This window comes from Paraburkholderia phenazinium, assembly GCF_900141745.1.
Classification (GTDB): domain Bacteria; phylum Pseudomonadota; class Gammaproteobacteria; order Burkholderiales; family Burkholderiaceae; genus Paraburkholderia; species Paraburkholderia phenazinium_B.
In genome coordinates this window covers 2334648-2356824 of sequence record NZ_FSRM01000002.1, presented here as the reverse complement: position 1 = coordinate 2356824, position 22177 = coordinate 2334648, and the positions used below count along the sequence as shown (strand labels likewise).

Genomic DNA, 22177 nt, shown 5'->3' with positions numbered 1-22177 from the left:
GCCCTGTTCGTCCGTCTGCGCCCGCTTGCGCACGCCCACACGCTGACTGGAGTTTCAATGCAGTCCATTTTTCGCCCGACGGCCGTCGGGCCGTCTTTCGCTCGCCGTTTTGCAGCGAGCATGCTCACGATCTCGATCGGCGCCGCCAGCCTCGCCGCTCCGGCGCTAGCGCATGCCGAAGGGCAGATTCGCGTCGCCGAGCAGTTTGGCGTGGTTTATCTGCTGCTCAACGTGGCGCGCGACCAGCAGTTCATCGAAAAGGAAGGGCACAAGCAGGGCATCGACATCAAGGTGGACTGGCTCAGGCTCTCAGGTGGCGCAGCGGTCAACGACGCGCTGCTCTCCGGCGCGGTGGATATCGCCGGAGCCGGCGTCGGCCCCCTGCTGACGATCTGGGACCGCACGCATGGCAAGCAAAACGTCAAGGGTGTCGCCTCGCTCGGCAATCTGCCCTACTACCTCGTGTCCAACAACCCGAACGTGAAAACGATTGCCGATTTCACCGACAAGGACCGCATCGCCGTACCGGCGGTCAACGTGTCGGTTCAATCGCGGGTACTGCAGTTCGCCGCCGCAAAACAGTGGGGCGACAAGGATTACAACCGGCTTGACAAGTACACCCAGGCAATTCCGCATCCCGATGCGGCTGCTGCGATTATCGCTGGCGGCACGGAAATTACCGGGCATTTTGGCAATCCGCCGTTTCAGGATCAGGAACTCGCCGGCAATCCCAAGGCGCACATCGTGCTGAATTCGTACGACGTGCTCGGTGGACCGAGCTCGGCCACGGTTCTGTATGCGACTGAAAAATTCCGCGACTCGAACCCGAAAACGTATCGGGCCTTCGTCGATGCGCTTGCCGACGCGGCACGCTTCGTTTCCGCCAATCCGGATGCCGCAGCCGACATCTATATCCGCGTGAACCAGTCGAAAATCGACCGCAACCTGTTGTTGAAGATCATCAAGAATCCGCAGGTGCAGTTCAAGGTCGCCCCGCAGAATACCTTCGGACTGGCGCAGTTCATGTACCGGGTTGGCGCGATCAAAAACGAACCGAAGTCGTGGAAAGACTACTTCTTCGACGACCCAGCGACGGCGGCGGGAAGCTGATGGATACGATTGCCGATACCGCGCCGGTCATCACGCGTCCGCAAACCAGTGAAAAACTTCTGGCGGTGGACCGCGTAAGCCTCGAATACCGCACGCGCGAACGGATCGTTCGCGCGACCCATCAGGTCAGTTTCGACGTCTACGGCGGGGATCGTTTCGTGCTGCTCGGTCCCTCGGGCTGCGGTAAGTCGACGCTGCTCAAGGCCGTCGCGGGGTTCATCCAACCCACCTCCGGCAGTATCTCGCTTGACGGACAACCCGTGCACGGGCCGGGCCCCGACCGTATCGTGGTGTTTCAGGAGTTCGACCAGTTGCCGCCGTGGAAGACCGTGCTGCAAAACGTTGTGTTTCCGTTGCGCGTGGCCAGGAAACTCTCGCGTGCCGAAGCCAATGAAAGGGCACTGCACTACCTCGACAAGGTGGGGCTTGCGTCGTTTGCAAAGGCGTATCCCCATACCTTGTCGGGCGGCATGAAACAACGCGTCGCGATCGCACGGGCGCTGGCGATGCAGCCGCGCGTTCTGCTGATGGATGAGCCGTTCGCCGCGCTCGACGCCTTGACGCGCCGCAAGATGCAGGAGGAGCTGCTGCGTCTTTGGGAAGAGGTCAATTTCACGTTGCTGTTCGTGACCCATTCGATCGAGGAAGCGTTGATTGTCGGCAACCGGATTCTGTTGCTGTCCCCGCATCCGGGCCGCGTGCGCGCCGAGCTCAATAGTCATCAATATACGCAGGACAGTACCGGTCGCAGCGATTTTCAGCGTACGGCCGAGCGCATCCATCATCTGCTGTTCGAACAGACGGACTCCGCGCAATGAGCACGCCCCCTACTTTGCTGCCCCCCGTTCGCGAGGAATACGAACGTCCATTGGAGCCGCTCGGCGATATCGCGGTCGAAGCGTCCTTGCCAATCGGCAAACGCATTTTCGCGCAGACATGGCTGCGCAAGACGCTGATCGCGCTGGTCCTCGTGGTCATTTGGGAATTCGCGGCTCGCGCGGTCAACAACGATCTGTTGCTGCCGACGTTCAGCGCCACGCTTAGCGCATTCGTGCAGGGCATCTGGTCCGGCGAGTTGCTGCAGAAGGCTGCCGTGTCGATGTCGGTGCTGCTGCGCGGCTATCTGCTTGGCGTCGCATGCGCGTTCGTGCTGACTTCGCTGGCCGTTTCGACCCGCATCGGCCGTGACCTGCTCACCATGCTGACCGCGATGTTCAATCCGCTGCCGTCGATCGCGCTGTTGCCGCTTGCGTTGCTGTGGTTTGGCCTTGGCACGGGAAGCCTGCTGTTCGTGCTGGTTCACGCCGTGTTGTGGCCGCTTGCACTGAACACATATTCAGGCTTTCAGGCAGTGCCCGCGACACTGCGCATGACGGGCCGCAACTACGGTCTCACGGGCTTGCGCCACGTCGTGTCGATTCTGGTGCCGGCGGCGTTGCCGTCGATACTCGCCGGGTTGCGGGTAGGCTGGGCCTTCGCGTGGCGCACACTGATCGCCGCTGAACTGGTGTTCGGCACCAGTTCCGGTAGTGGCGGCCTCGGCTGGTACATCTTCGAGAACCGCAATGAGCTGTATACGGACCGGGTCTTCGCGGGCCTCGCGGCCGTCATTGTGATCGGCCTCCTGATCGAGCATCTGGTGTTCGATACGCTCGAGCGCATTACCGTGCGCCGCTGGGGCATACAACACTGAGGGCCGGCCCGGCGCCTGCTCCTCTTGCCTGCCCCGAGCCATCGCAGCAGGCAGGCAAGACGTCGCAACAAGCGCCCGTTCTACGTCGTCAACACGTCCGAAAACACCCGCGAAGCGAGACGATTCGAATCGGTGCCGCTGTTGAGCACATTGACGGCTTTCAGATCGTCGGCGTAAAGCGCAATTTCTTTCCTGAACACATCCCCCGTGGGGTGATGATGATCGGTGTGACTCTTCAGCATCGCGGTCAACTGGTTGACGTCCGCGGATGGCGCGTGCACCGAGAATATCTCCGCCGCCTTCTCCGGATTGTTAGCAGTCCATTCGGTTGCTTCCAGCAACGCCTGTGTCAACGCCTGGGCGGTCGCCCGGTCTTTGCGGATCAGCGAACCGCGTACGCCGAGCACGCAGCACGAGCGCGTCTGATACTCGCCGCACAGGTTGTTCGACACTTCATACAGGTGATCCGACTCGCGAATGTTCCAGATGGTCGGATCGCCGTCCGCGATTGCGTGGACCTCGCCTTTCTTCAGCGCTTCGCCCAGCAGGTTGGCCGGATACTGCCGCCACGTGACCTCCGTGTCGGGATCGATGCCCTGCTTCTTCAGCACGATCGCAAAGAAGTTCTTGGTCGGGCTTGCCATGTCGCTCACGCCGACAATGCGCCCTTTCAGCCCGGCCACATCGACGATGCCCGAACTGCGCGTCGCCAGAAGCCGCATGCAGCCGCCGTGTATGCCTGCAGTCAGCTTCACGTCGAAGCCCTGCTCCAGGGGCTTCAGCCAGCGCAGCGCCATGCCGACGCCCGCGTCGGACTTGCCCGTCGCAATCGCCTCGAGGAGTTGATCGGTCGAACCGGCGAAGTTAACCAGTTCCACCTGCAGGCCATGACGGGTGAAAAAACCCTGCTTGTCCGCAACCGCGACTGGCGCCGTGCAGATCGCCCCTGCATTCCACGAAAGATTCAGTGGCTTGAGCGGCGTTTGCGCCGAGGCGAGCGGCACGGCCAGACCCAGCGAAGTGCCGCCAAACGCGGCCGCCCCGGCTGCCCAGGCGGTCTTGCGAAGCCACGCGCGGCGCGCGAGGCTCACGGGAGAAGTGTCGTTGCTGAATGTCATTTTGGTTTTTCGTCGTGTGGTCAATATGGTACGGATACGTGCTCAGGTTTCCAGACCCAGTTGTGCAAGCACTTCGCGGCGCAGCGCAACCAGCTTCGGATCGTCGCGATGCCGCGGATACGGCGCGTCGTTGCGAACTTCCGCGAGGATGCGTGCCGGCCGCTCGCTCAGCACGATGACCCGGTCGGCAAGCAGCAATGCCTCTTCGACGTCGTGGGTCACGAGCAGGACCGAGAAACCTGCGCCCTGCCACAGGCGCGCCAGTTCACCCTGCATGCGGATGCGCGTCAGCGAATCGAGCTTGCCAAACGGTTCGTCGAGCACCAGCAACGCAGGATCGTTGACGAGCGCGCGCGCCAGCGCCACACGCTGCGCCATGCCGCCTGAGAGTTGATGCGGAAACGCATCGGCGAATTCGCCAAGACCGACGAGTTGCAGTACGGCATCGATGCGGTCCTGCGTCTGGTCGTGAAGCGCGTTGCGTCGCCAGCCGCGCCGGCGGCGCTGCGCCTCGGGGCCCACACCGACATTGCCGCGCACCGTGCGCCACGGGTACAGCGTGGGATCCTGGAAGACCACGACCCGCGACGGATCGGGCCCGGTGATCTCGGTGCCATCCGCGTGCAGCGTGCCTTGCACCGGCTTATCGAGGCCGGCGACAAGCCGCAGCAGCGTCGACTTGCCACAACCGCTCGGTCCCAGCAAGGCAACGAACTCGCCGGGTTCAACAGAGAAGTTGATGTCCTGTAGCACCGGCAAAGTCGCGCCACGCAGCGCGAACTGATGGCTCACACGACGCACATCGATACGCGCGCCGCCACGCAACGCACGGCCACTGTCGGATCGCGCAAGCACTTCGGGTACGGCTACCATTTGAGCAATCCTTTCTGCCATCCGAGCAGCCGGTCGCGAACGCGGAACAGCAGCGTGACGAGGCCCGAGCACATCAGCGCCATCACGAAGAGCGCCGCATACATGTTTGCGTAGGCGGCCCAGCCTTGCGCCCACTGCAGATACCAGCCGAGCCCGGCCTTCACACCCATCATCTCGGCGACGATCAGTACTGAAAACGATGCGCCGAGTCCCATGAAAAGACCCACGAAAACCGACGGCAACGCCGCGGGAATCGCCACCCTGAGAATCAGAAACCCGGGCCTCGCACCCAGCGTGCGCGCGATGTCGTAATAGGCCGTGTTGACGCTGGCGACGCCCGACCACGTCAATACAGCTACCGGAAACGCGGTGGCGAGCGCGATCAGGAACACGCTGGCGCTGAAACTCGATGGAAAGAAGAAGAAAGCCAGTGGCAACCAGGCGGTCGCCGGCAGCGGGCCGATGAGACGCAGCACCGGATGCACCCAGTAGCCCACCGCCTTCGACCAGCCAATACTGACGCCCACGACAAAACCGGTCGCGGCACCGAGCACGTAGCCATAGGCAAGCAGACCAAACGAATGCGCGATGCTCGAACCGAGCCGCGGATAGTCCTCCGCGTAAACACCGATCAGCGCCTGCGGCGGTGCGAAGAAAGGCCGCGGCAGCCATTCGAGTTGTGCGGTCAGCACTTCCCACGCCGTGATGCCCACGGCCAACGCGAGCAGCCACGGCATCGCGTGTACCCATGCATCGACGCGCGCCTGCGGTTTGACGTTATGTTGCGCTGCACGCGCATCGCCCGCTTTGCCGTCTTCGCCCGCCCGGCTGCGCCACCCGGCCACGCCGACGGCAACAGCCAATACCGCGAGCACCAGCTTGATGACGAGGTATTGCCGCGTGTAAGGCCAATCATCGGCGGCGGCCCAACATTGGGTCAGCCCCGCGCTGCCGAACCACGCCAGCGCGGCGAGCCACGTAATGGCCGCGCCACGCGAAAACCTGGTACGCGCCGATACAGCCGCCTTCACGCTGACCGCATCGCGCGTCGTAACCGATTCGAGCTGGGTGGACATGATGGTTTCAATCTCCCGCATGGTTTCGCAAGCAAGCCGCAAACGCTGCGCTGTTAAAACGCCTGGATGGCGAAGAGTTCTTGTCCGAAGAAATGGAGCGCTAATGCGAAGCAGGGGCCAACGTCAACCCGCGATAACCTGCGCTCTCCAGGCCCTGAGAAACCAAGTATCGCGGCGGCCCGCGCGAGCCCCAACCAACAAATTTCGCTTTGCTTATGTGTTGGCGCCGCGGCTCTCTGTTTTAACGTTTGCGCGGCCAGCATGAGAAATGGACGCACGGGCTGGTGACATCAATCCAGGGCAATCCCGTGACAATCGACCGGTTTAAAGCTTGCCGTCACTTACATTGAAAGCATTTTGAAAACATATCGGGTGTCGACGCCTGTCGTTTCGTCCAGCCGCGATATATGCACATAACAAAGTAATAGGTGCCTCGCTTATGCACGTTGTGAGAACGAGACAGAGCAAAATTTTCCAGCCCTAAACAATTCTGTTTTGGATATATTCACGGCATTCTTACTGGCCACTGATAGCGGTACCCCGAATTGGAGACGGGGAGGTCCTGGCCGAGCAGAAAACGCGGGAACAGCATTGCTGTCGTCCGTTCTCGCTATCAGCCGGTTGTTCGAGCGCGGGGTTTATATCGTAGTCCATACGATTCGTGCACCGAACAGCTGACATAAATGGGGCTCGCCCGCCTTGCGAGTGATAGCCCTACTCACACAAAGTGAAATCAGATGAAAATGAAAAAGACCTCGGTGGCACTACTCGCTCTTGGCGCGTTTGCCGGCGCCGCACATGCACAAAGCAGCGTGACCCTGTACGGTATCGTCGACGCGGGTATTCTTTTCAATAACAACGTCAAAGGCTTGCACGAATACGCACTCTCGCAGGCAAACTCGTCGCGCTGGGGCTTGAAGGGCACGGAAGACCTGGGTGGCGGTCTGTCGGCAATCTTCACCCTTGAAAGCGGCTACACCACGGGCACGGGCGCACTCGCCCAAGGTGGCCTGGAATTCGGCCGTAAAGCCTTCGTCGGCTTGAGCAGCACCACGTTCGGTACGTTGACGGCTGGCCGTCAATACTCGGCCAGCAACGACCTGACCTCTGTGTTCGCATCCGGCGCCGATTGGGCCGCTTCGGGCCTCGCCTACGGCACTCGCGCCGCCGACGTCGACAACGTCGATACGTCGAACCGCGTCCAGAACTCGCTCAAGTACATAAGCCCGAACTACAACGGTCTGCAAGCAGGCGCGCTGTACAGCCTGGGCGGTCAGGCTGGCGACTTCACGAAGAACTCGGTGATCGACGCGGCAGTCTCGTATGCGAACGGTCCGCTCCACCTCGGCGCAGGCTACACGTTCGTGAAGGATCCGTACTACGCGACCTACGGCAACCAGGGCAATTCGTCGACGCCGACGACTACGGCTTCGGCGAGCGCAACCGACAACATGAACAACAAGATCTACGGCGGCTACGCTTCGGCGGGTTCGCAGCAGATCATCGTGGCAGGCGGTTCGTATGCAATCGGACCGGCAACCGTCGGCCTGCTGTACTCGAACACGCAATTCGGCAACCTGGGTTCGGTCACCGCCATCGGCCAGATCTCGGCTCCGAAGTACACGGGCAATGCAACGTTCAACTCGGGCGAAGTCAACCTGAAGTACCAGGTGAACCCGGCTCTGCTGCTGGCAGCCGCGTATATCTACACGCATAACAGCGGCGCAGACGACGTGGGCAGCGCGAAGTACAACCAGTTCAACCTGGGCGCGATCTACTCGGTATCGAAGCGCACTTCGTTCTACGCGATCGGCTTCTTCGAAACCGCTTCGGGTATCGACTCGACGGGCAAGAAGGCAGTGGCCGATCTGAGCAGCAGCACCTACTCGGCTGACAACCATCAGCTCGCCGCAATCGTCGGCATCACCCACCGCTTCTAAGTGGGTGAACACCGGCCGCTCCCTCGCGGCCGGTTAGTCAGAAGAACCGCAGCGCTCACAGTTCGATACTGCGAGCGCTGCGCGCATCGACGACCAAAGCGCTCATTCCAGAGCCCGCTTCCCCTTAAAACGATTCGCTGAACGGCCGCAGATCGATTTCCTGCGACCATGCGCTGCGCCGCTGCTGATGGAGATGCCAATAGGCCTCGGCGATATCGTCGGGATTGAGCAGACCATCCGCACCGCTTTCGGCAACCCGCTGCGGTGCCGACGTACGCAACCGCTCGCCGTCGATGCCTCCATCGATCACCACGTGCGCAACATGAATATTCTTTGGCCCGAACTCGCGCGCGAGACTCTGCGCGAGTGAGCGCAAAGCGGCCTTGGCAGAGGCAAATGCGGCAAATGGCGGACGGCCGCGCAACGAAGCGGTCGCACCCGTGAACAGCAGCGAACCTCGGCCCGCGGCCAGCAGCGCAGGCAGCGCCGCCCGGGCGAACAGGAAGCCGCCGAGCGTCGTGACGCGCCACGCCGCTTCAAACTGCTCGCCAGTCAATTCGAGCGTCGGCACACGTATCCCGCCAGCGGCATTGAAAATTGCCGCTTCGAGCGTGCCTGTCTCAGCAAGTTGCCTTGCAATTGCGATCAGGTCACTCTCGCTTGTGACGTCGCCGGGGAATGCCAGAGCATGACCACCCGTACCGCGAATTTCATCGACGAGGGCATCGAGCCGCTCACGCGAACGGCCCGTCACGGCAACGCTAAAGCCCTCGCGAGCAAAACGGCGCGCAAGCGCCGCACCGAGTCCAGCGCTCGCTCCCACACCGGCAATCCACGCGACACGCTTGTGCGCATCGCCTTGCCCGACAGCGTCGGTCATTGCGCCCTCCTTTGCGTTCTGTTCGTGAGCATCATCCCGGCGGGATGTCGAGCGGCACGACAAACATGCCGGCAGTGTATTCCATATGAAAATAGCCGCTGCGCGCGTAGGCGGCAATGCGTTCCAACCGCTCGGACGATTGGCCGCTGCGGGCTGCCGCCGATCTCTCGTCAGGGGATTGATCCAGATTCACGGGTACGCGTTTTGACAATTGCTTTTGCAGGCTTCGCACGGGATGGCGAAGTCCGCCCCAGAAAAGCGTCGCTGAATGCGTGGCCATACGACCTCCGTCGATTGAATACCATCCAGTCAAATCTAGTGACCCGCTCAAGCAAGTGCAAACAAGTTTTTGTGGATTGGTTTTCGGAGAACGTAGCAAAAACCGCATTGGCAATAAGGGGAAACGGCCTGCTTCGCCTCGGCACCGCTCAGAGTCGTCCCGGTCGGGGATCGGCTACGAAGCCGTCGCGGTTCGGCATTTTCACAGCGGGCAAAGACCGTGCGTCCAGACGGGTATCCGGTGGCACGATGCCGTTCTGGTTGAGCAGGAATGCGCAAACGGCATAGACGTCATCGGCTGAAAGCGACTCGGGCGCGGTAAAGGGCATTGCACGACGAATATAGTCGAACAGCGTGGTCGCATAGGGCCAGTAGCTACCGACCGTGCGCTTCGGCTTCGCACTCGCCAGCGTACCGCGACCACCCACCAACGCATCTCCGAGCAGCCCTTGGCCCTGCGCGCCATGGCATGCGGCACATTGGGCCGCAAACACGCGCGCACCCGTGGCGACGTCGCCGCTGCCTGCGGGCAAGCCACGGCCGTCGGGCGCGATGTCAATATTCCACGCCGCGAGGTCCTGGTCCGATAACGGTGTGCCGACGCCGTAGCCCGCGTGTGCGCTCGACGCGAGCAAACTCGCAACGACAAAAGCTGTAGGCGCAAGCGTACGTCTCAAGACATTAAGCATTTCGCACCTCGCCACTCGCGTCGACACGCCACTGCTGAATCGCGTTGTAGTGATACTGCGAGTTCAACCCGCGTGCCGCCACTAGCGCTTCCCGCGTAGGCTGCACATAGCCGGTCGAATCCGTGGCGCGCGACAGGATCACTGCAGGCGCACCTTGCCACAACCAGTCCAGTTGGAAGCGCGTCAGCGCGCGATCGCCCGGGGTTCCGTCGAGGCGCGCGAGTTGCCACGTAGCGCCCGCATCCGTCGATACCTCGACCTTGCGAATCGCGCCGCGCCCCGACCAGGCGAGGCCACTGATCGGGTAGTAGCCTTGCGTGCTCAGACGATGCCCCGGCGAAGGCCGCGTGATCACGGACTTCGCATCCATTTCGAATGCGAACTGCCGCGCGGTTCCATTCGCCATCAGGCTCGTGTATCGCGAGGTTTCCTCGCGCGTCTGCAGCGGCGCATCGACGAACTTCAGGCGGCGCAGCCATTTGACGTTCGTATTGCCTTCGAAGCCCGGCACGATCAGGCGCAGCGGATAACCGTTTTCCGGGCGCAAACGCTCGCCGTTCTGCGCATAGACCACCATGGCGCGCTCGAGGATGCGATCGAGCGGCAAGCTGCGCGTCATTGCCGCGGCATCCGCGCCCTCCGCCAGCACCCAGCCGCCGCGTCCACCTTGCCCATCTTTCGACGTCGACAGGCCCCCCACCTCTTCCAGCAGGGTCGAAAGCCGCACACCCGTCCATTCGCAGCACGACAGCAAACCGTGTGTCAGTTGTACCGGTTGACCGCTCGGTCCATTCCATTCGCCACCGGTATTGCCGGAACATTCGATGAAATGGATCCGCGATTCGGACGGCAGGCGAACCAGGTCGTCCATCGTGAACAGTTTCGGCTCGCGTACAAGACCATGAATCACGAGGCTGTGCTGATCGGGATCGATATCCGGCACACCGTTGTGATGCCGTTCGTAGACGAGGCCGTTCGGCGTGATCGTGCCGAACAGGTCCGCTAGCGGCGTCATCGACGAAGCGGCCCCGGGCAACGGCCACGCCTTCGCGCTACGACGCACCACATCGGCTTCGTGCGCTGAGGGCACGCCATAGGGATGCTCGAGTATCGGCGCGCCCGGCGTGCGGCTCCATGGTGCGATATCAAGTGGCTTTAGCAGCGGGTTCGCGGCCGCGCCGGCACGTTGTGCGGCCACCAGACCGCTCGCGGCGAGTCCGCCCAGCAAACGGCGACGGCCGCGCGAAGTGGGCCTATCGGCTGCATGGGGTGAAGTGTCGCGAACCTTTTTCATCGGTGTCAGTGCGTCATGGGCCAACTGGCCACTGTAGCAACTGAAGCGGCGCCGACAAAACGAGCAATCGTGATATCGATCGAACCCAATGTGTGGAACGCCCCTTGCCCTCGGCTTGCCAGGCTTACCAGGCTTACCAGGCTCGCAAATAAACTAAACAGAAATGCGCCGATAAGGATTTGAGGATTCGTTATTGGAGCGCCCCGTTGGCGATTCTTATACTCGATCACGGTCAGCACTCGCCAGCGAAGAGTGCCAAATCTCCACAGCAGGAATGTCTAAATGAGCCTACGTCCTTTGCATGACCGCGTGATCGTCAAACGCCTCGATCAGGAAACGAAAACCGCTTCGGGCATCGTCATTCCCGAGAGCGCCGCGGAAAAACCCGATCAAGGCGAAGTGCTCGCCGTCGGCCCCGGCAAGCGCGATAACGACGGCAAGCGTATCGAGCCGGACCTGAAAGTCGGCGAGCGCGTGCTGTTCGGTAAATACGCGGGCCAACAGGTCAAGGTCGACGGCACGGATCTGCTCGTGCTGCGCGAAGAAGACATCGTCGCCGTAGTCCACCAATAAGGGAGCATCACAAGATGGCAGCCAAAGAAATCGTCTTTAGCGATAGCGCGCGTTCGAAACTGGTCGAAGGCGTCAACATTCTCGCCAATGCAGTGAAAGTCACGCTCGGCCCGAAAGGCCGCAACGTCGTGCTCGAACGTAGTTTCGGTTCGCCGGTTGTGACCAAGGACGGTGTGTCCGTGGCCAAGGAAATCGAGCTGGCCGACAAGTTGCAGAATATCGGCGCGCAACTGGTGAAGGAGGTCGCCTCGCGTACCAGCGACGCCGCCGGCGACGGCACCACCACCGCCACGGTGCTGGCGCAAGCGATTGTCCGCGAAGGCCAGAAATACGTCGCGGCAGGCCTCAATCCGCTGGATCTGAAGCGTGGTATCGACAAGGCCGTGACCGCGGCAATCGAAGAGCTGAAGAAGATCAGCAAGCCAACTACCACGAGCAAGGAAATCGCTCAGGTTGCAACGATCTCGGCGAATGGTGAAGAATCGATCGGTCAGCGTATTGCCGAAGCCATCGACCGTGTCGGCAAGGAAGGCGTGATCACCGTCGAAGACGGCAAATCGCTCGCCGACGAACTGGACGTGGTCGAAGGACTGCAGTTCGATCGTGGCTACCTGTCACCGTATTTCATCAACAATCCGGACAAGCAGGTCGCCGTTCTCGACAGCCCGTTCATTCTGCTGCACGACAAGAAGATCTCGAACATCCGCGATCTGCTGCCGGTGCTCGAGCAGGTTGCCAAGGCAGGCCGTCCGCTGCTGATCATCGCTGAGGACGTCGAAGGCGAAGCACTTGCAACACTGGTAGTTAACAACATCCGCGGCATTCTGAAGACAGTGGCGGTCAAGGCGCCGGGCTTCGGCGATCGCCGTAAGGCCTTGCTCGAAGATATCGCTATCCTGACCGGTGGTCAGGTGATTGCCGAGGAGACCGGTCTCACGCTCGAAAAGGCGACGCTGGCGGAACTGGGCCAGGCCAAGCGCATCGAGGTGGGCAAGGAGAACACCACGGTCATCGACGGCGGCGGCGACGCGAAGAACATCGAAGCGCGTGTCAAGCAGATCCGCGTGCAGATCGAAGAAGCCACCTCCGACTACGACCGCGAAAAGCTGCAAGAGCGCGTCGCCAAGCTCGCAGGCGGCGTGGCGGTGATCAAGGTAGGCGGCGCAACCGAGATCGAAGTCAAAGAGAAGAAGGACCGCGTGGACGATGCGTTGCACGCGACTCGTGCGGCCGTGGAAGAAGGCATTGTGCCGGGCGGCGGTGTCGCGCTGATCCGCGTCAGGAACGCAATCAAGGATCTGAAAGGCAGCAATCCCGATCAGGACGCCGGCGTGAAGATCGTGCTGCGCGCGCTTGAAGAACCGCTACGCCAGATCGTGGCCAACGCGGGCGAGGAAGCGAGCGTGGTAGTGGCGAAGGTCGCGCAAGGCAGCGGCAACTTCGGCTACAACGCGCAAACCGGCGAGTACGGCGATCTGGTGGAATCGGGTGTGCTCGATCCGACCAAGGTCACGCGCACGGCATTGCAGAACGCGGCATCGGTTGCGGGCCTGTTGCTCACCACCGATGCGACCGTGTCTGAAGCACCGAAGGACGCGCCGCCGCAGTCGCCGGCGGGTGGGCCGGGCGCAGGCGGTCCGGGTTTCGACTTCTGACGATCGATGAGCCCCGCGCGGTTCGCGCGCGTTGATTCTTTGGTCTTAACAACACGCATGCCTGCCTCGCGCAGGCATGCGTGTTTCTGCAATAACGTCCTTAAGCATTTTTTCGCAAATGCTTATCAGCATTTGTCGTTTCGGCCATATTCAGCAGACCATTAACATCCTGTCGTCCCGGCCCGAGCGCGCCGGAGGATTCACAGGAGAGCATCATGGTCGCTCATCACGGCGGAGCGCCAGAGGTCGTCATCGTCGGTGGCGGTCTTTCCGGCACGGCGCTCGCCATCAAGCTGCTGCGCGAAGCACAGCAAGCCCTCGCGATCCGCCTCGTCGACCCGTGTGCGCAGCCGGGTCGCGGCCTCGCTTACTCGACCCGGGAGCCGGGACATCTGGTCAACGGCCCTGCCCTCCTTTTCACGCTATATCCAGAGCAACCGGAGCATTTCGTCGACTGGCTTACCGCGCAGCCCGAGTTTGCCGCCCAGCCTCGTGATGCAGTCGCCCAGGCGTATGTGCCGCGCTGGCGCTTTGGCGATTACGTAAACGAGCAATTGCGGCAGGCACAGCAGCAAGCTGCGCCCGGCGTCACGTTTGAACATGTCCAGGCACGCGTCGAAGATCTCGATGTTTCATCAAACGGCGTCACGCTCGCGCTCGACGCAGGCCGGGTGCTGCTCGCCGATCACGCGGTGCTCGCGCTCGGCGTGTTCCAGTCGCGGCCGCGTTTTGACGCGAACGGCCGGCTCACGCAAGCGGGCCAGTATGTCGCTAACGTGTGGGACTGCTCGCGTCTTGCAGCACTCGTCGACGCAGACGAGCTCGTGCTGGTGGGTGGAAGTCTGACGATGATCGACGCCGTCGTATCGCTCGAAAAGCTGGGGTATCGCGGCACCTATAAGGTGCTGGCGCGGCACGGCCTGACGCCGGTCGAACGGCGTAACCCCGCGCCTGATGAAGCGCCTTTCGGAAGAGTGGGACCGCCGCGCACATTGCGGCAGGTCGTGCGCGAACTACGCGAAAAAGCTCGAACCATCATCACGCATGGCGGTGACTGGCAATCGCTACCGGGCGCGCTCAGGCCATACCTTGCAGACTGGTGGCATAACGCAGCGTTGATCGACAGGCAGCGGTTCTTCCGGCACGTGAGGCCGCATTGGGACGTGTTTCTGCATCGCGCGCCGCCCGTCAGCGCAGCGCTGGTCGACGCGCTGCGTGCAAGCGGCCGTCTGAGCGTCGAGGCGGCCATCGTCAACGATCTCGCGGAAGCTCTGGGGGGAGGCGTGAACGTGCGTTACCGGCTACGCGGTAGCGAAGAAGAACGCACGATCGTCACCCAGGGTGTCATCAACTGCACCGGGCCCGACTATCGCTGGCACGCCGGTTGTGAGCAGCCCCTGGTGCGCAATCTGTTTTCGCGCGGCCTTGTGCAAACGGGACCGGTAGGGCTTGGCATTACGGTCGATCCATCGCTAGCCGCGATCGCAGCGAACGGTGCTGCTTCGCCGTACATTTCGGTGCTCGGCGCAGCATTGCGCGGCACGATCGTCGAACCTGGGACAGTCATCGAAATCGCCAATCAGACCACGAAGCTCAGTGCGCGTCTGCTCGCAGCGTTAAGTGTTGCGCAGGCGCCTGCGGTGCTTCAGGTATCCTGATCAGACACCTGAAGCACCTGGAAGCGCTAAACGCTAACGCCGCGTCGACAAACGCCGCACCACCGCGACCAGCGCATCGACCTCATCGCAGGTGTTGTAGAACGCGAGCGATGGCCGCACGGTAGCTTCGAGGCCGAAACGCCGCAAGATGGGCTGGGCGCAATGATGCCCCGAACGTACTGCAATGCCCTCTTCGTTCAGCGCCTGCCCAACCTCTTCCGTCTCATAGCCCTTCAATACGAACGACAACACGCTCGCCTTGTCCTTCGCAGTGCCGACCAGCCGAACACCTGGAACGGGTTGCAAGACGCTCGTCGCATACGCAAGCAGATCGTGCTCATAGCGGGCGATATTCTCGATGCCCACGCGCGTCACGTAGTCAATCGCCGCACCCAGACCCACCGCATCCGCGATGTTGCCAGTGCCCGCTTCGAAGCGGTTGGGCGGCGGCTGGAACACAGTGCGCTCGAAGGTTACGTCGGCGATCATGTTGCCACCACCTTGCCACGGCGGCATGTCGTCGAGAATCGCGCGCTTGCCGTAGACCACGCCAATGCCGGTCGGACCGAACACCTTGTGGCCCGAGAACACGAAGAAGTCCGCATCGATTGCCTGCACATCCACGCGCATATGCGAAACCGACTGCGCGCCGTCGACCAGCGCCTTCGCACCGGCACGATGGGCCATCTCGACGATTTCCTTCACAGGTACCACCGTGCCGAGCGCGTTCGAAACCTGGGTTACCGAAACGATCTTCGTGCGATCGTTGAGCAGTTTGCGGTATTCGTCGAGCAGCACCTGGCCGGAGTCATCGACCGGAATCACGCGCAGCTTCGCCCCGGTTTGCGCGGCAAGCTGCTGCCACGGCACGATGTTAGCGTGATGTTCCAGGTGCGACACGATGATCTCGTCGCCCTCGCCCACGTTCTGCACGCCCCACGACTTCGCGATGAGATTGATCGCCTCGGTGGTGCCGCGCACGAAGACGATTTCATCGGGCGAGGCCGCGCCGATAAAGCGCTGCACCTTGCTGCGCGCCGCTTCGTAGGCATCCGTCGCACGGCCCGCCAATGCGTGGGCGGCACGATGGATATTCGAGTTCTCGTGGGCGTAGAAATACGCGAGCCGGTCGATCACGGACTGCGGCTTGTGCGTCGTCGCCGCGTTGTCGAACCACACCAGCTGACGACCGTTCACCCGTTCCGAAAGAATCGGAAAGTCGCGCCGGATTGCATTGACGTCGAACGGCGGGTGCGCCGAAGCCGCTGCGTTCGGCACGCCGTGAGCGGTTCTCGCCGGACCGGTAGACGGATGCGCTTCCTCGACGAAATAGCGTGACCCACCGCTATTGACAGCGACCGGTTCATACGAGCCGGCATCATGCGGAAAACGCTGCACCGAGAGCAACGAGCGAAGCTCGTTCTCGCCTGGCAGGCCGAACGATTGAGCGGTGACCGAATCGCTCAACTGTACGACGATGTCCCGGCCGCCCGCACCGCTGCTGTACCGCGTATCCGCGTGCGGATCGAGAAAGTAGTACGGCGAAGCATTAGCAGACGTACTTGAAGCCCCACCCGCAGACGGACGTTGCGCACCATGTCCCTCGGGCACGGCCAGCGCTGCACCACCGAAGCGCGGCTCGAGCGCCGGAGCGATCGTCACCGCGCTATCCGGCAAGCCATTCTGCGCAGTGGCATGCGGTACGAGCGCCGGTACACGATTGCCGAGCGACAGCACATGAGTCGGCGCCGAGGGCAACAGGTTCGCTCCAGGCACCTTACCTTGCGGCAAGGCGGCACCCGGCACGCCCGTGCCGAAACCACCAGGACCCGCGAGCGGCGAACCCGCCGGCGCCGGATTGCTTGCGGTGGACAGCACCGGCGCAGCGACCGGCAATGCCGAAGCGAACGACGCCGACGACGAGGCGTCGCTCAGCCTATTGCCACCCGGCACCGCGGACGACACCCCGCCACCGGGCAGGGCCGAGAAAAACTCCGTCGCGAGACGTGCGAGCGTTGCCGGATCGGGCAAGCCGGCCGGCAGCGTCTGCGGTACACCTGCGCCTGGCGGATTACTTGTAGGTGTCTGGATAGTCATGGTACTTACCGATCTCCACGTCATCGAGAACCGCCAGCGCGTCCGGCGAATGCACCGCCAGCGAGCAGTACAGGGAAATCAGATACGACGCGATCGCATGACTGTTGATGCCCATGAAGCGCACCGACAACCCCGGACCCTGCTCGCCCGCGACACCCGGCTGGAACAGGCCCACCACGCCCTGGCGCTTGTCGCCCACACGTAGCAGCAGGATCTTGGTCTTGCCGTCGGCCACCGGCACCTTGTCGGACGGAACCAGCGGAATCCCGCGCCATGTCAGGAACTGCGAGCCGAACAGGCTGACGGTGGGCGGTGGCACACCACGGCGCGTGCACTCGCGGCCAAACGCAGCAATCGCGAGGGGATGGGTCAGGAAAAACGCCGGCTCTTTCCATACCTTGCTCAGCAGTTCGTCCAGATCGTCGGGCGTCGGCGCGCCGGTCAGCGGGAACACGCGCTGCTCGTCCGCCACGTTTGCAAGCAGACCGTAATCCGGATTGTTGATGAGCTGGCTTTCCTGCAGTTCCTTGATCGTTTCGATCGTCAGGCGCAACTGTTCCTTGATCTGATCGTGCGGACTGCTATACAGATCGGAGATACGCGTATGCACGTCGAGCACCGTGCTCACGGCATTCAGGAAGTATTCGCGCGGCTCTTCTTCATACGGCACAAACGTGCGCGGCAGCACCGTTTCGTCTTCGCGCTGTGTGCAGGCAACCTTCACGGCGTCCGGATTCTTGACCTGATTCAGGCGGTAGATACCCGCTTCGACCGGCACCCATTGCAGCAGATGCGTCAACCAGCGCGGCGTGATCGTCGCAAGTTGGGGGACGGTCTTGGTGGCGTTGGCTAGTTGCCGCGCGGCATTATCGCTAAGCGCCGTATGGCCGCTCGCTATGGTCGACATGTGTGGCTCCGGGTTCTATAGATGAAAAACAGGAAAGCTTATGACGAGCAGTGATTATGAGGACCGGATCCACTCTGGCTCAACATGCTATAGACGTCACGAGGACGTCTTCAGCACATTAGTGAGCGTGGGAAGCGGCGCGGCGGACGGTGTTGGAGCGACTGCCGCACTGGCACCCGCGAACGACGAACGCAGCAAACTCGAGATAGGTACGCCGAGCGCGCGTGCGAGCTTGTCGACTGTAACGATCGACGCAATCGCGCCGCCGCGCTCGATCTCGCCGACGTAGGACCGGTTTAAACCGGCATGCTCGGCGAGCTGCTCCTGCGACCACGTGCGAGCCTCGCGCAACTCACGTACTGCAGCGCCGAAGTTTCTGACGATCGTGCTCATGACGTGGCGCTCGCAACAGGGTTCAACTGCGGCGCCTGTGGCACCAGCGTGACCTGCGCCGGCTGCGAAGCCTCATTGCGCGACACGGCCTGGGTGACGTGACTACCCGGCGCGACATCCTGCGTCAGCCATACATTACCGCCAATCACCGCCCCTCTTCCAATCGTCACGCGGCCAAGAATCGTGGCACCGGCATAGATCACGACATCGTCCTCGACGATCGGATGACGCGGCAAACCCTTCTCCAGATGACCCGCCGCGTCACGCGGAAAACGCTTGGCGCCGAGCGTCACCGCCTGATAGACGCGCACGCGCTGCCCGATTACAGCAGTTTCGCCGATCACGACACCCGTGCCGTGATCGATGAAGAACCCCGCGCCGATCTGCGCGCCCGGATGAATATCGATGCCGGTCTCGCCATGAGCCTGCTCGGCCACGATGCGCGCCAGCAGCGGCAACTCAAGCCGGTAGAGTTCATGCGCGAGCCGATGATGGATCATCGCCAGGATGCCCGGGTAGCACAGCAGCACTTCGTCCACGCTGCCCGCCGCCGGATCACCATGAAACGCCGCCAGCACATCACCGTCGAGCAGACCGCGAATCTCCGGCAGCCGCGCGGCGAACTTGCGTACCGCTGCGCTCGCCTGTGCCTCGATCTGCTCGTCGGCGCGCGCGTGATGGCGGGCCTTGTAGTTCAATTCGAGCCGCGCCTGTCCAAGCAGTGCGTGCAGCGCCGAATCGAGCGCATTGGCCACGTAGAAATTTTCGCTTTCCTGACGCAGATCGGGCGGCCCCAGCCGCATGGGAAACAGCACGCCCTTGAGCGTGTCGACGATGTGGGCCAGCGCCTCGCGGGCCGGCAAGTCGCGCCCGCCCGGCTCGAGCGAACGCTTTTGCACTTCGCGCCAGCGCTGACGCACGGTCTGGAGCGATTGAACGATATCGTCGATGTCAAATACGGCCACAGTCAATGCTCCCCGTCCTTATGTTGATCTCGCTAGTCCTGCACCCACGGCAAGCCGTGAAAGCGCCAGCCGTTATGGCGGCCGCGCTGCTGCTGCGCGTCCAGTTCGCCTTCGAATCCTTCCAGCACATTGAAGACCTGGGTCATGCCCGCCTTCGCCGCCGCCTCGGCAGCAAGTGCCGAGCGATTGCCGCTGCGGCACAGCAGCAGCACGACTGCCTCCTTGCCCGTCTTCGCTTCCAGTTCGCGCGCGAAGCGCGGGTTACGGTTCAGGCTCGTGCCGGTCGCCCAGGCGACATGCAGGCTATCCGGCACGTAACCGACAAACTTGCGCTCCTCGGGGGAGCGCACATCGACCAACACCGCCTCACCCGCCGAAAACAACGCCCACGCATCTTGCGGAGAAATCCCGCCCGCATAGGGCAAACCCGCAGCTACGGCGGCCTCGCGGGCCGCTACCAGCGCTGCATGTGTAGTGTGTTCTGCCAGTTCAACTGTCATGACATCTCCTTGCTCATTCGTCGTACCTGTCCGGATCTCCCCCGAACGGCGATGCTGGCCGGCCGTTGCCCAACACCTGGGCTTCACCGCCTATAGCCATCAAAACGTACTATGCGAGCGCGTCATCGAAAGCAGAACCAATAAAAAGTGATTTCTAAAGAAGCACGACGATGGACGCTTGAGCAGCGAAGCTTCACGGTGGCCTTTCAACTCCTTTGTGCAGCGTCTGATCGCTCACCAGCATAAATTTTCGGATCTGTGTCGCACAACAAAGAAAACCATCTATCGATATGCGCGCCACCCGATGCTTCCGCATGCAAATCTTCATCGAGGCAGAAGCAGGCACGCACCTCGTCTACGCCATGCGCCAAACACATAAACACACCCGGCAATATGCATAGCTCAAATCCTTTCTTGTCCTTAACAGTGTCGTCGGCAAAGAATGGCTGTGCTCTGGCGCGGCAGCAGCCTGCAATTCGCGGCTACAACGAATGCGGCCCCGGCGCACCCACTTCCCTATCCCCACTCGAATCGATGCGATATCTACGTTTGCTCAAGTCAGTACTCGCGACCGCTACATTGGCGCTAGCGGCCATGCATGCCTATGCCGACAAACCGACGGTGATCCGCATCGGCGTGGCGGAACAAGGCTCCGGGGACCCGCCGACCTTCGGAGGCTCACCAGCGGCCACGGTGCAGATTCAGCAGTTGCTCGAAAAGGAGTTCGCGCCCGACGGCATTAAGGTTGAATGGCTCTTCTTCAAGGGAGCCGGGCCAGCTGTCAATGAGGCGATTGCCGACAAGTCGCTCGACTTTGCCTTCCAGGGCGATCTGCCATCCGTATTGGGGCGCGCCAATGGTTTGAAGACACGTATCCTGCTCGAATCGGGCGTGCGGGTAGGCGTGAAGATTGCCGTTCCAGTCGACTCCAGCATCCACGGCATCAAGGATCTGAAGGACCAGCGCGTGTCGATCTTTCGCGGTACGAATCTGCAACTTGTCGCAGATAACGCCCTCGCCGCCAATCAGCTCAACGAGCGCGATCTGCATGTGATCAACCTCGACACCGCTAGCGCGCTTGCCGCGCTGGCATCCAAAGGCATCGACGCATCGTTCAGCGACTATCACCTGTACAAGCTGCGCGACCAGGGTCTCATCAGGATCATCTACGAGTCGCAAAACGAGGGGCCGCAATTGACGCGTCAATCGCATCTGCTCGTGCTTGACGATTTCGATCACGCGCATCCGGACATCGTGCAGCGTGTCGTGACCACGTTCGTGAAAGGCTCGCAATGGTCGTCCGACGAAGCAAACCGCGACGCCCAGTTCAAGTTGTGGGCAAGAACCGGCGTCCCGTATGCCTCCTGGCAAGCCGAGTTCGCCAACCGGACCTTGAAAGAACGCAATTCGCCACTGATCGATCCGTTCATCGTGGCGCGCTATAGGGCGGTCTCCCAGGATGCCCTCAAGCTCAAGCTGATCCGTCAGCCCGTCGACGTGGATAGCTGGTTTGAGCCCAGCTATCTCGACAATGCGCTGCGCACGCTCAAGCTCGACCACTACTGGACGCGCTACGACGCAGCGGGCAAACCGCTCACCTGACGGACACGACGATGAGCGAAACCGCGATCAAGCTGCCGGCGAAATCGGCCATCCATTCCGACGCCGAAAACACCGCGCCGCGCAGACACGAGCGTTTGCGTGCCGTTGCGTGGCATCTGGCGCCGTGGTTATTGCCAGCGTTGCTGTTCGCCCTATGGAACACCGGGTGCGAGCACGGCTGGATTGCACCGCAGATTCTGCCGCCGCCTGAACGCGTGTATGAGACCTTCATCGATCTGGCAAAGAGCGGCGACCTTGCGCACAACACGCTGATCAGTCTGCAACGTGTGTTGATCGGCTTCGGCGTGGGGACCTTTCTAGGCTTCGTGATCGGCGCAGCGCTTGGCCTGTCGCGCACGCTGGAAGCCTATGTACTGCCAGGTTTTAACGCGCTGGTCCAGATTCCAGTACTCGGCTGGCTGCCCTTCCTGCTTCTGCTGGTGGGCGTTGGCGAGCCGCTCAAGTACATCCTGATCGCACACGCCGCGCTGGTTCCCGTCACGCTCAGCACCTTGCAGGGCTTTCGGCAAACACCCGTGGCGCTTGAAGAGGTGGCGCGCGTGTTCGCTTACAACCGCTGGCAACGCATTGCCTATGTCGTGCTGCCCGCCGCGGTGCCGACGCTTGCCACCGGCGTACGGCTCGCGTTCACCAAGGCATGGCTCGCGCTCGTTGTGGTGGAACTGGTGGCGTCGTCGGAAGGGCTCGGCTATCTGATCGTCTACGGACGGCAGCTGTTCCAGCTCGATCTGGTGATGGCGTCGGTGGTGATAGTCGGCGCCATTGGCCTGACGATGAACCGTCTGCTCGATGCGCTCGAAGCGCGTCTGCGGCGCGGCCAGCCATCCGCGTTTCGCGAGTGAGCCACCGACACG

Annotated in this window: 21 protein-coding genes; 9 read left to right on the top strand and 12 right to left on the bottom strand. The window is 62.0% G+C overall.

Translation table 11 applies throughout. The features are described 5' to 3' along the window. Positions 1-57: 57 nt before the first annotated feature. From BUS06_RS30475 to BUS06_RS30465, 3 genes are read left to right on the top strand one after another with little or no spacing between them, the layout of a single operon-like run. Entirely contained in the window at positions 58-1110 is a 1053-nt protein-coding gene (locus tag BUS06_RS30475) for an ABC transporter substrate-binding protein (RefSeq protein ID WP_074268051.1), read from the top strand. Next, positions 1110-1928 carry an ABC transporter ATP-binding protein gene (locus BUS06_RS30470; protein WP_074268050.1) on the top strand — a complete coding sequence of 273 codons (819 nt, stop codon included), beginning with the start codon at positions 1110-1112 and terminating at the stop codon, positions 1926-1928. Before BUS06_RS30475 ends, BUS06_RS30470 begins: the two co-directional genes overlap by 1 nt. Continuing rightward, positions 1925-2803, top strand: coding sequence for an ABC transporter permease (locus BUS06_RS30465; RefSeq protein ID WP_074268049.1), 879 nt, complete (start codon positions 1925-1927; stop codon positions 2801-2803). The genes BUS06_RS30470 and BUS06_RS30465 overlap by 4 nt, the downstream gene beginning before the upstream one ends. 80 nt (positions 2804-2883) lie before the next feature. Here the strand turns inward: BUS06_RS30465 and BUS06_RS30460 are convergent, their stop codons facing one another. The 3 genes from BUS06_RS30460 to BUS06_RS30450 are packed head-to-tail and all read right to left on the bottom strand — an operon-like array spanning position 2884 to position 5870. Next, on the bottom strand, positions 2884-3921 hold the full coding sequence (locus BUS06_RS30460) for an ABC transporter substrate-binding protein (RefSeq protein ID WP_074268048.1): 1038 nt from the start codon (positions 3919-3921) through the stop codon (positions 2884-2886). Between the two features lie 42 nt (positions 3922-3963). Further along, a complete protein-coding gene (locus BUS06_RS30455) occupies positions 3964-4794 on the bottom strand; it encodes an ABC transporter ATP-binding protein (protein ID WP_074268047.1) in 831 nt (276 codons plus the stop codon). Next, entirely contained in the window at positions 4788-5870 is a 1083-nt protein-coding gene (locus BUS06_RS30450; protein WP_074268046.1) for an ABC transporter permease, read from the bottom strand. The genes BUS06_RS30455 and BUS06_RS30450 overlap by 7 nt, the downstream gene beginning before the upstream one ends. Before the next feature lie 743 nt (positions 5871-6613). On the opposite strand from BUS06_RS30450, the gene BUS06_RS30440 reads away from it, so the two are divergent. Further along, positions 6614-7810: a porin gene (locus tag BUS06_RS30440; RefSeq protein ID WP_074269383.1), complete on the top strand. Its 1197-nt coding sequence runs from the start codon at positions 6614-6616 to the stop codon at positions 7808-7810. Between the two features lie 124 nt (positions 7811-7934). Here BUS06_RS30440 and BUS06_RS30435 read toward each other — a convergent pair whose 3' ends face one another. From BUS06_RS30435 to soxC, 4 genes are all read right to left on the bottom strand, one after another. Beyond that, complete coding sequence (locus BUS06_RS30435) at positions 7935-8690, bottom strand: SDR family NAD(P)-dependent oxidoreductase (RefSeq protein ID WP_074268044.1); 756 nt, start codon at positions 8688-8690, stop codon at positions 7935-7937. A 31-nt stretch (positions 8691-8721) separates the two neighbouring features. After that, positions 8722-8970: a hypothetical protein gene (locus BUS06_RS30430; RefSeq protein WP_074268043.1), complete on the bottom strand. Its 249-nt coding sequence runs from the start codon at positions 8968-8970 to the stop codon at positions 8722-8724. 148 nt (positions 8971-9118) lie between these two features. Then, on the bottom strand, positions 9119-9658 hold the full coding sequence (locus tag BUS06_RS30425; RefSeq protein ID WP_074268042.1) for a c-type cytochrome: 540 nt from the start codon (positions 9656-9658) through the stop codon (positions 9119-9121). After that, positions 9651-10952: a sulfite dehydrogenase gene (gene soxC, locus BUS06_RS30420; RefSeq protein WP_074268041.1), complete on the bottom strand. Its 1302-nt coding sequence runs from the start codon at positions 10950-10952 to the stop codon at positions 9651-9653. The genes BUS06_RS30425 and soxC overlap by 8 nt, the downstream gene beginning before the upstream one ends. Before the next feature lie 282 nt (positions 10953-11234). On the opposite strand from soxC, the gene BUS06_RS30415 reads away from it, so the two are divergent. The 3 genes from BUS06_RS30415 to BUS06_RS30405 all read left to right on the top strand — a co-directional run bounded on the left by BUS06_RS30415 (position 11235) and on the right by BUS06_RS30405 (position 14838). Beyond that, complete coding sequence (locus BUS06_RS30415) at positions 11235-11525, top strand: co-chaperone GroES (protein WP_074268040.1); 291 nt, start codon at positions 11235-11237, stop codon at positions 11523-11525. Positions 11526-11539: 14 nt separating this feature from the next. Beyond that, a complete protein-coding gene (groL, locus tag BUS06_RS30410; protein ID WP_074268039.1) occupies positions 11540-13180 on the top strand; it encodes a chaperonin GroEL in 1641 nt (546 codons plus the stop codon). A gap of 215 nt (positions 13181-13395) precedes the next feature. Beyond that, a complete protein-coding gene (locus BUS06_RS30405; protein ID WP_074268038.1) occupies positions 13396-14838 on the top strand; it encodes an FAD/NAD(P)-binding protein in 1443 nt (480 codons plus the stop codon). 33 nt (positions 14839-14871) lie between these two features. Here BUS06_RS30405 and BUS06_RS30400 read toward each other — a convergent pair whose 3' ends face one another. The 5 genes from BUS06_RS30400 to BUS06_RS30380 form a co-directional block, all read right to left on the bottom strand. After that, the gene (locus BUS06_RS30400) at positions 14872-16935 is read right to left on the bottom strand and encodes a family 2A encapsulin nanocompartment cargo protein cysteine desulfurase (RefSeq protein WP_074268037.1); all 2064 of its coding nucleotides are present in this window, start codon (positions 16933-16935) and stop codon (positions 14872-14874) included. Next, entirely contained in the window at positions 16910-17842 is a 933-nt protein-coding gene (locus tag BUS06_RS30395; RefSeq protein ID WP_074268036.1) for a family 2A encapsulin nanocompartment shell protein, read from the bottom strand. The genes BUS06_RS30400 and BUS06_RS30395 overlap by 26 nt, the downstream gene beginning before the upstream one ends. Positions 17843-17938: 96 nt before the next feature. Further along, positions 17939-18235, bottom strand: coding sequence for a helix-turn-helix domain-containing protein (locus BUS06_RS30390; protein WP_074268035.1), 297 nt, complete (start codon positions 18233-18235; stop codon positions 17939-17941). Continuing rightward, a complete protein-coding gene (epsC, locus tag BUS06_RS30385) occupies positions 18232-19200 on the bottom strand; it encodes a serine O-acetyltransferase EpsC (RefSeq protein ID WP_074269382.1) in 969 nt (322 codons plus the stop codon). Before epsC ends, BUS06_RS30390 begins: the two co-directional genes overlap by 4 nt. 32 nt (positions 19201-19232) lie before the next feature. Continuing rightward, complete coding sequence (locus BUS06_RS30380) at positions 19233-19700, bottom strand: rhodanese-like domain-containing protein (protein ID WP_074268034.1); 468 nt, start codon at positions 19698-19700, stop codon at positions 19233-19235. A gap of 534 nt (positions 19701-20234) precedes the next feature. Here BUS06_RS30380 and BUS06_RS30375 point away from each other — a divergent pair. Together BUS06_RS30375 and BUS06_RS30370 are read left to right on the top strand one after the other, a co-directional pair. Further along, on the top strand, positions 20235-21302 hold the full coding sequence (locus BUS06_RS30375; RefSeq protein ID WP_074268033.1) for an ABC transporter substrate-binding protein: 1068 nt from the start codon (positions 20235-20237) through the stop codon (positions 21300-21302). An 11-nt stretch (positions 21303-21313) separates the two neighbouring features. Next, positions 21314-22165 (top strand): ABC transporter permease, encoded by an 852-nt coding sequence (locus BUS06_RS30370; RefSeq protein ID WP_074268032.1) that lies wholly within the window; start codon positions 21314-21316, stop codon positions 22163-22165. Positions 22166-22177 lie beyond the last annotated feature (12 nt).

What these genes read in the sequence shown, in the direction of transcription:
- BUS06_RS30475 (WP_074268051.1), top strand. Translation starts at nt 58, where the DNA reads ATGCAGTCCATTTTTCGCCCGACGGCCGTCGGGCCGTCTTTCGCTCGC.
- BUS06_RS30470 (WP_074268050.1), top strand. Translation starts at nt 1,110, where the DNA reads ATGGATACGATTGCCGATACCGCGCCGGTCATCACGCGTCCGCAAACC.
- BUS06_RS30465 (WP_074268049.1), top strand. Translation starts at nt 1,925, where the DNA reads ATGAGCACGCCCCCTACTTTGCTGCCCCCCGTTCGCGAGGAATACGAA.
- BUS06_RS30460 (WP_074268048.1), bottom strand. Translation starts at nt 3,921, where the DNA reads ATGACATTCAGCAACGACACTTCTCCCGTGAGCCTCGCGCGCCGCGCG.
- BUS06_RS30455 (WP_074268047.1), bottom strand. Translation starts at nt 4,794, where the DNA reads ATGGTAGCCGTACCCGAAGTGCTTGCGCGATCCGACAGTGGCCGTGCG.
- BUS06_RS30450 (WP_074268046.1), bottom strand. Translation starts at nt 5,870, where the DNA reads ATGTCCACCCAGCTCGAATCGGTTACGACGCGCGATGCGGTCAGCGTG.
- BUS06_RS30440 (WP_074269383.1), top strand. Translation starts at nt 6,614, where the DNA reads ATGAAAAAGACCTCGGTGGCACTACTCGCTCTTGGCGCGTTTGCCGGC.
- BUS06_RS30435 (WP_074268044.1), bottom strand. Translation starts at nt 8,690, where the DNA reads ATGACCGACGCTGTCGGGCAAGGCGATGCGCACAAGCGTGTCGCGTGG.
- BUS06_RS30430 (WP_074268043.1), bottom strand. Translation starts at nt 8,970, where the DNA reads ATGGCCACGCATTCAGCGACGCTTTTCTGGGGCGGACTTCGCCATCCC.
- BUS06_RS30425 (WP_074268042.1), bottom strand. Translation starts at nt 9,658, where the DNA reads ATGCTTAATGTCTTGAGACGTACGCTTGCGCCTACAGCTTTTGTCGTT.
- soxC (WP_074268041.1), bottom strand. Translation starts at nt 10,952, where the DNA reads ATGAAAAAGGTTCGCGACACTTCACCCCATGCAGCCGATAGGCCCACT.
- BUS06_RS30415 (WP_074268040.1), top strand. Translation starts at nt 11,235, where the DNA reads ATGAGCCTACGTCCTTTGCATGACCGCGTGATCGTCAAACGCCTCGAT.
- groL (WP_074268039.1), top strand. Translation starts at nt 11,540, where the DNA reads ATGGCAGCCAAAGAAATCGTCTTTAGCGATAGCGCGCGTTCGAAACTG.
- BUS06_RS30405 (WP_074268038.1), top strand. Translation starts at nt 13,396, where the DNA reads ATGGTCGCTCATCACGGCGGAGCGCCAGAGGTCGTCATCGTCGGTGGC.
- BUS06_RS30400 (WP_074268037.1), bottom strand. Translation starts at nt 16,935, where the DNA reads ATGACTATCCAGACACCTACAAGTAATCCGCCAGGCGCAGGTGTACCG.
- BUS06_RS30395 (WP_074268036.1), bottom strand. Translation starts at nt 17,842, where the DNA reads ATGTCGACCATAGCGAGCGGCCATACGGCGCTTAGCGATAATGCCGCG.
- BUS06_RS30390 (WP_074268035.1), bottom strand. Translation starts at nt 18,235, where the DNA reads ATGAGCACGATCGTCAGAAACTTCGGCGCTGCAGTACGTGAGTTGCGC.
- BUS06_RS30380 (WP_074268034.1), bottom strand. Translation starts at nt 19,700, where the DNA reads ATGACAGTTGAACTGGCAGAACACACTACACATGCAGCGCTGGTAGCG.
- BUS06_RS30375 (WP_074268033.1), top strand. Translation starts at nt 20,235, where the DNA reads ATGCGATATCTACGTTTGCTCAAGTCAGTACTCGCGACCGCTACATTG.
- BUS06_RS30370 (WP_074268032.1), top strand. Translation starts at nt 21,314, where the DNA reads ATGAGCGAAACCGCGATCAAGCTGCCGGCGAAATCGGCCATCCATTCC.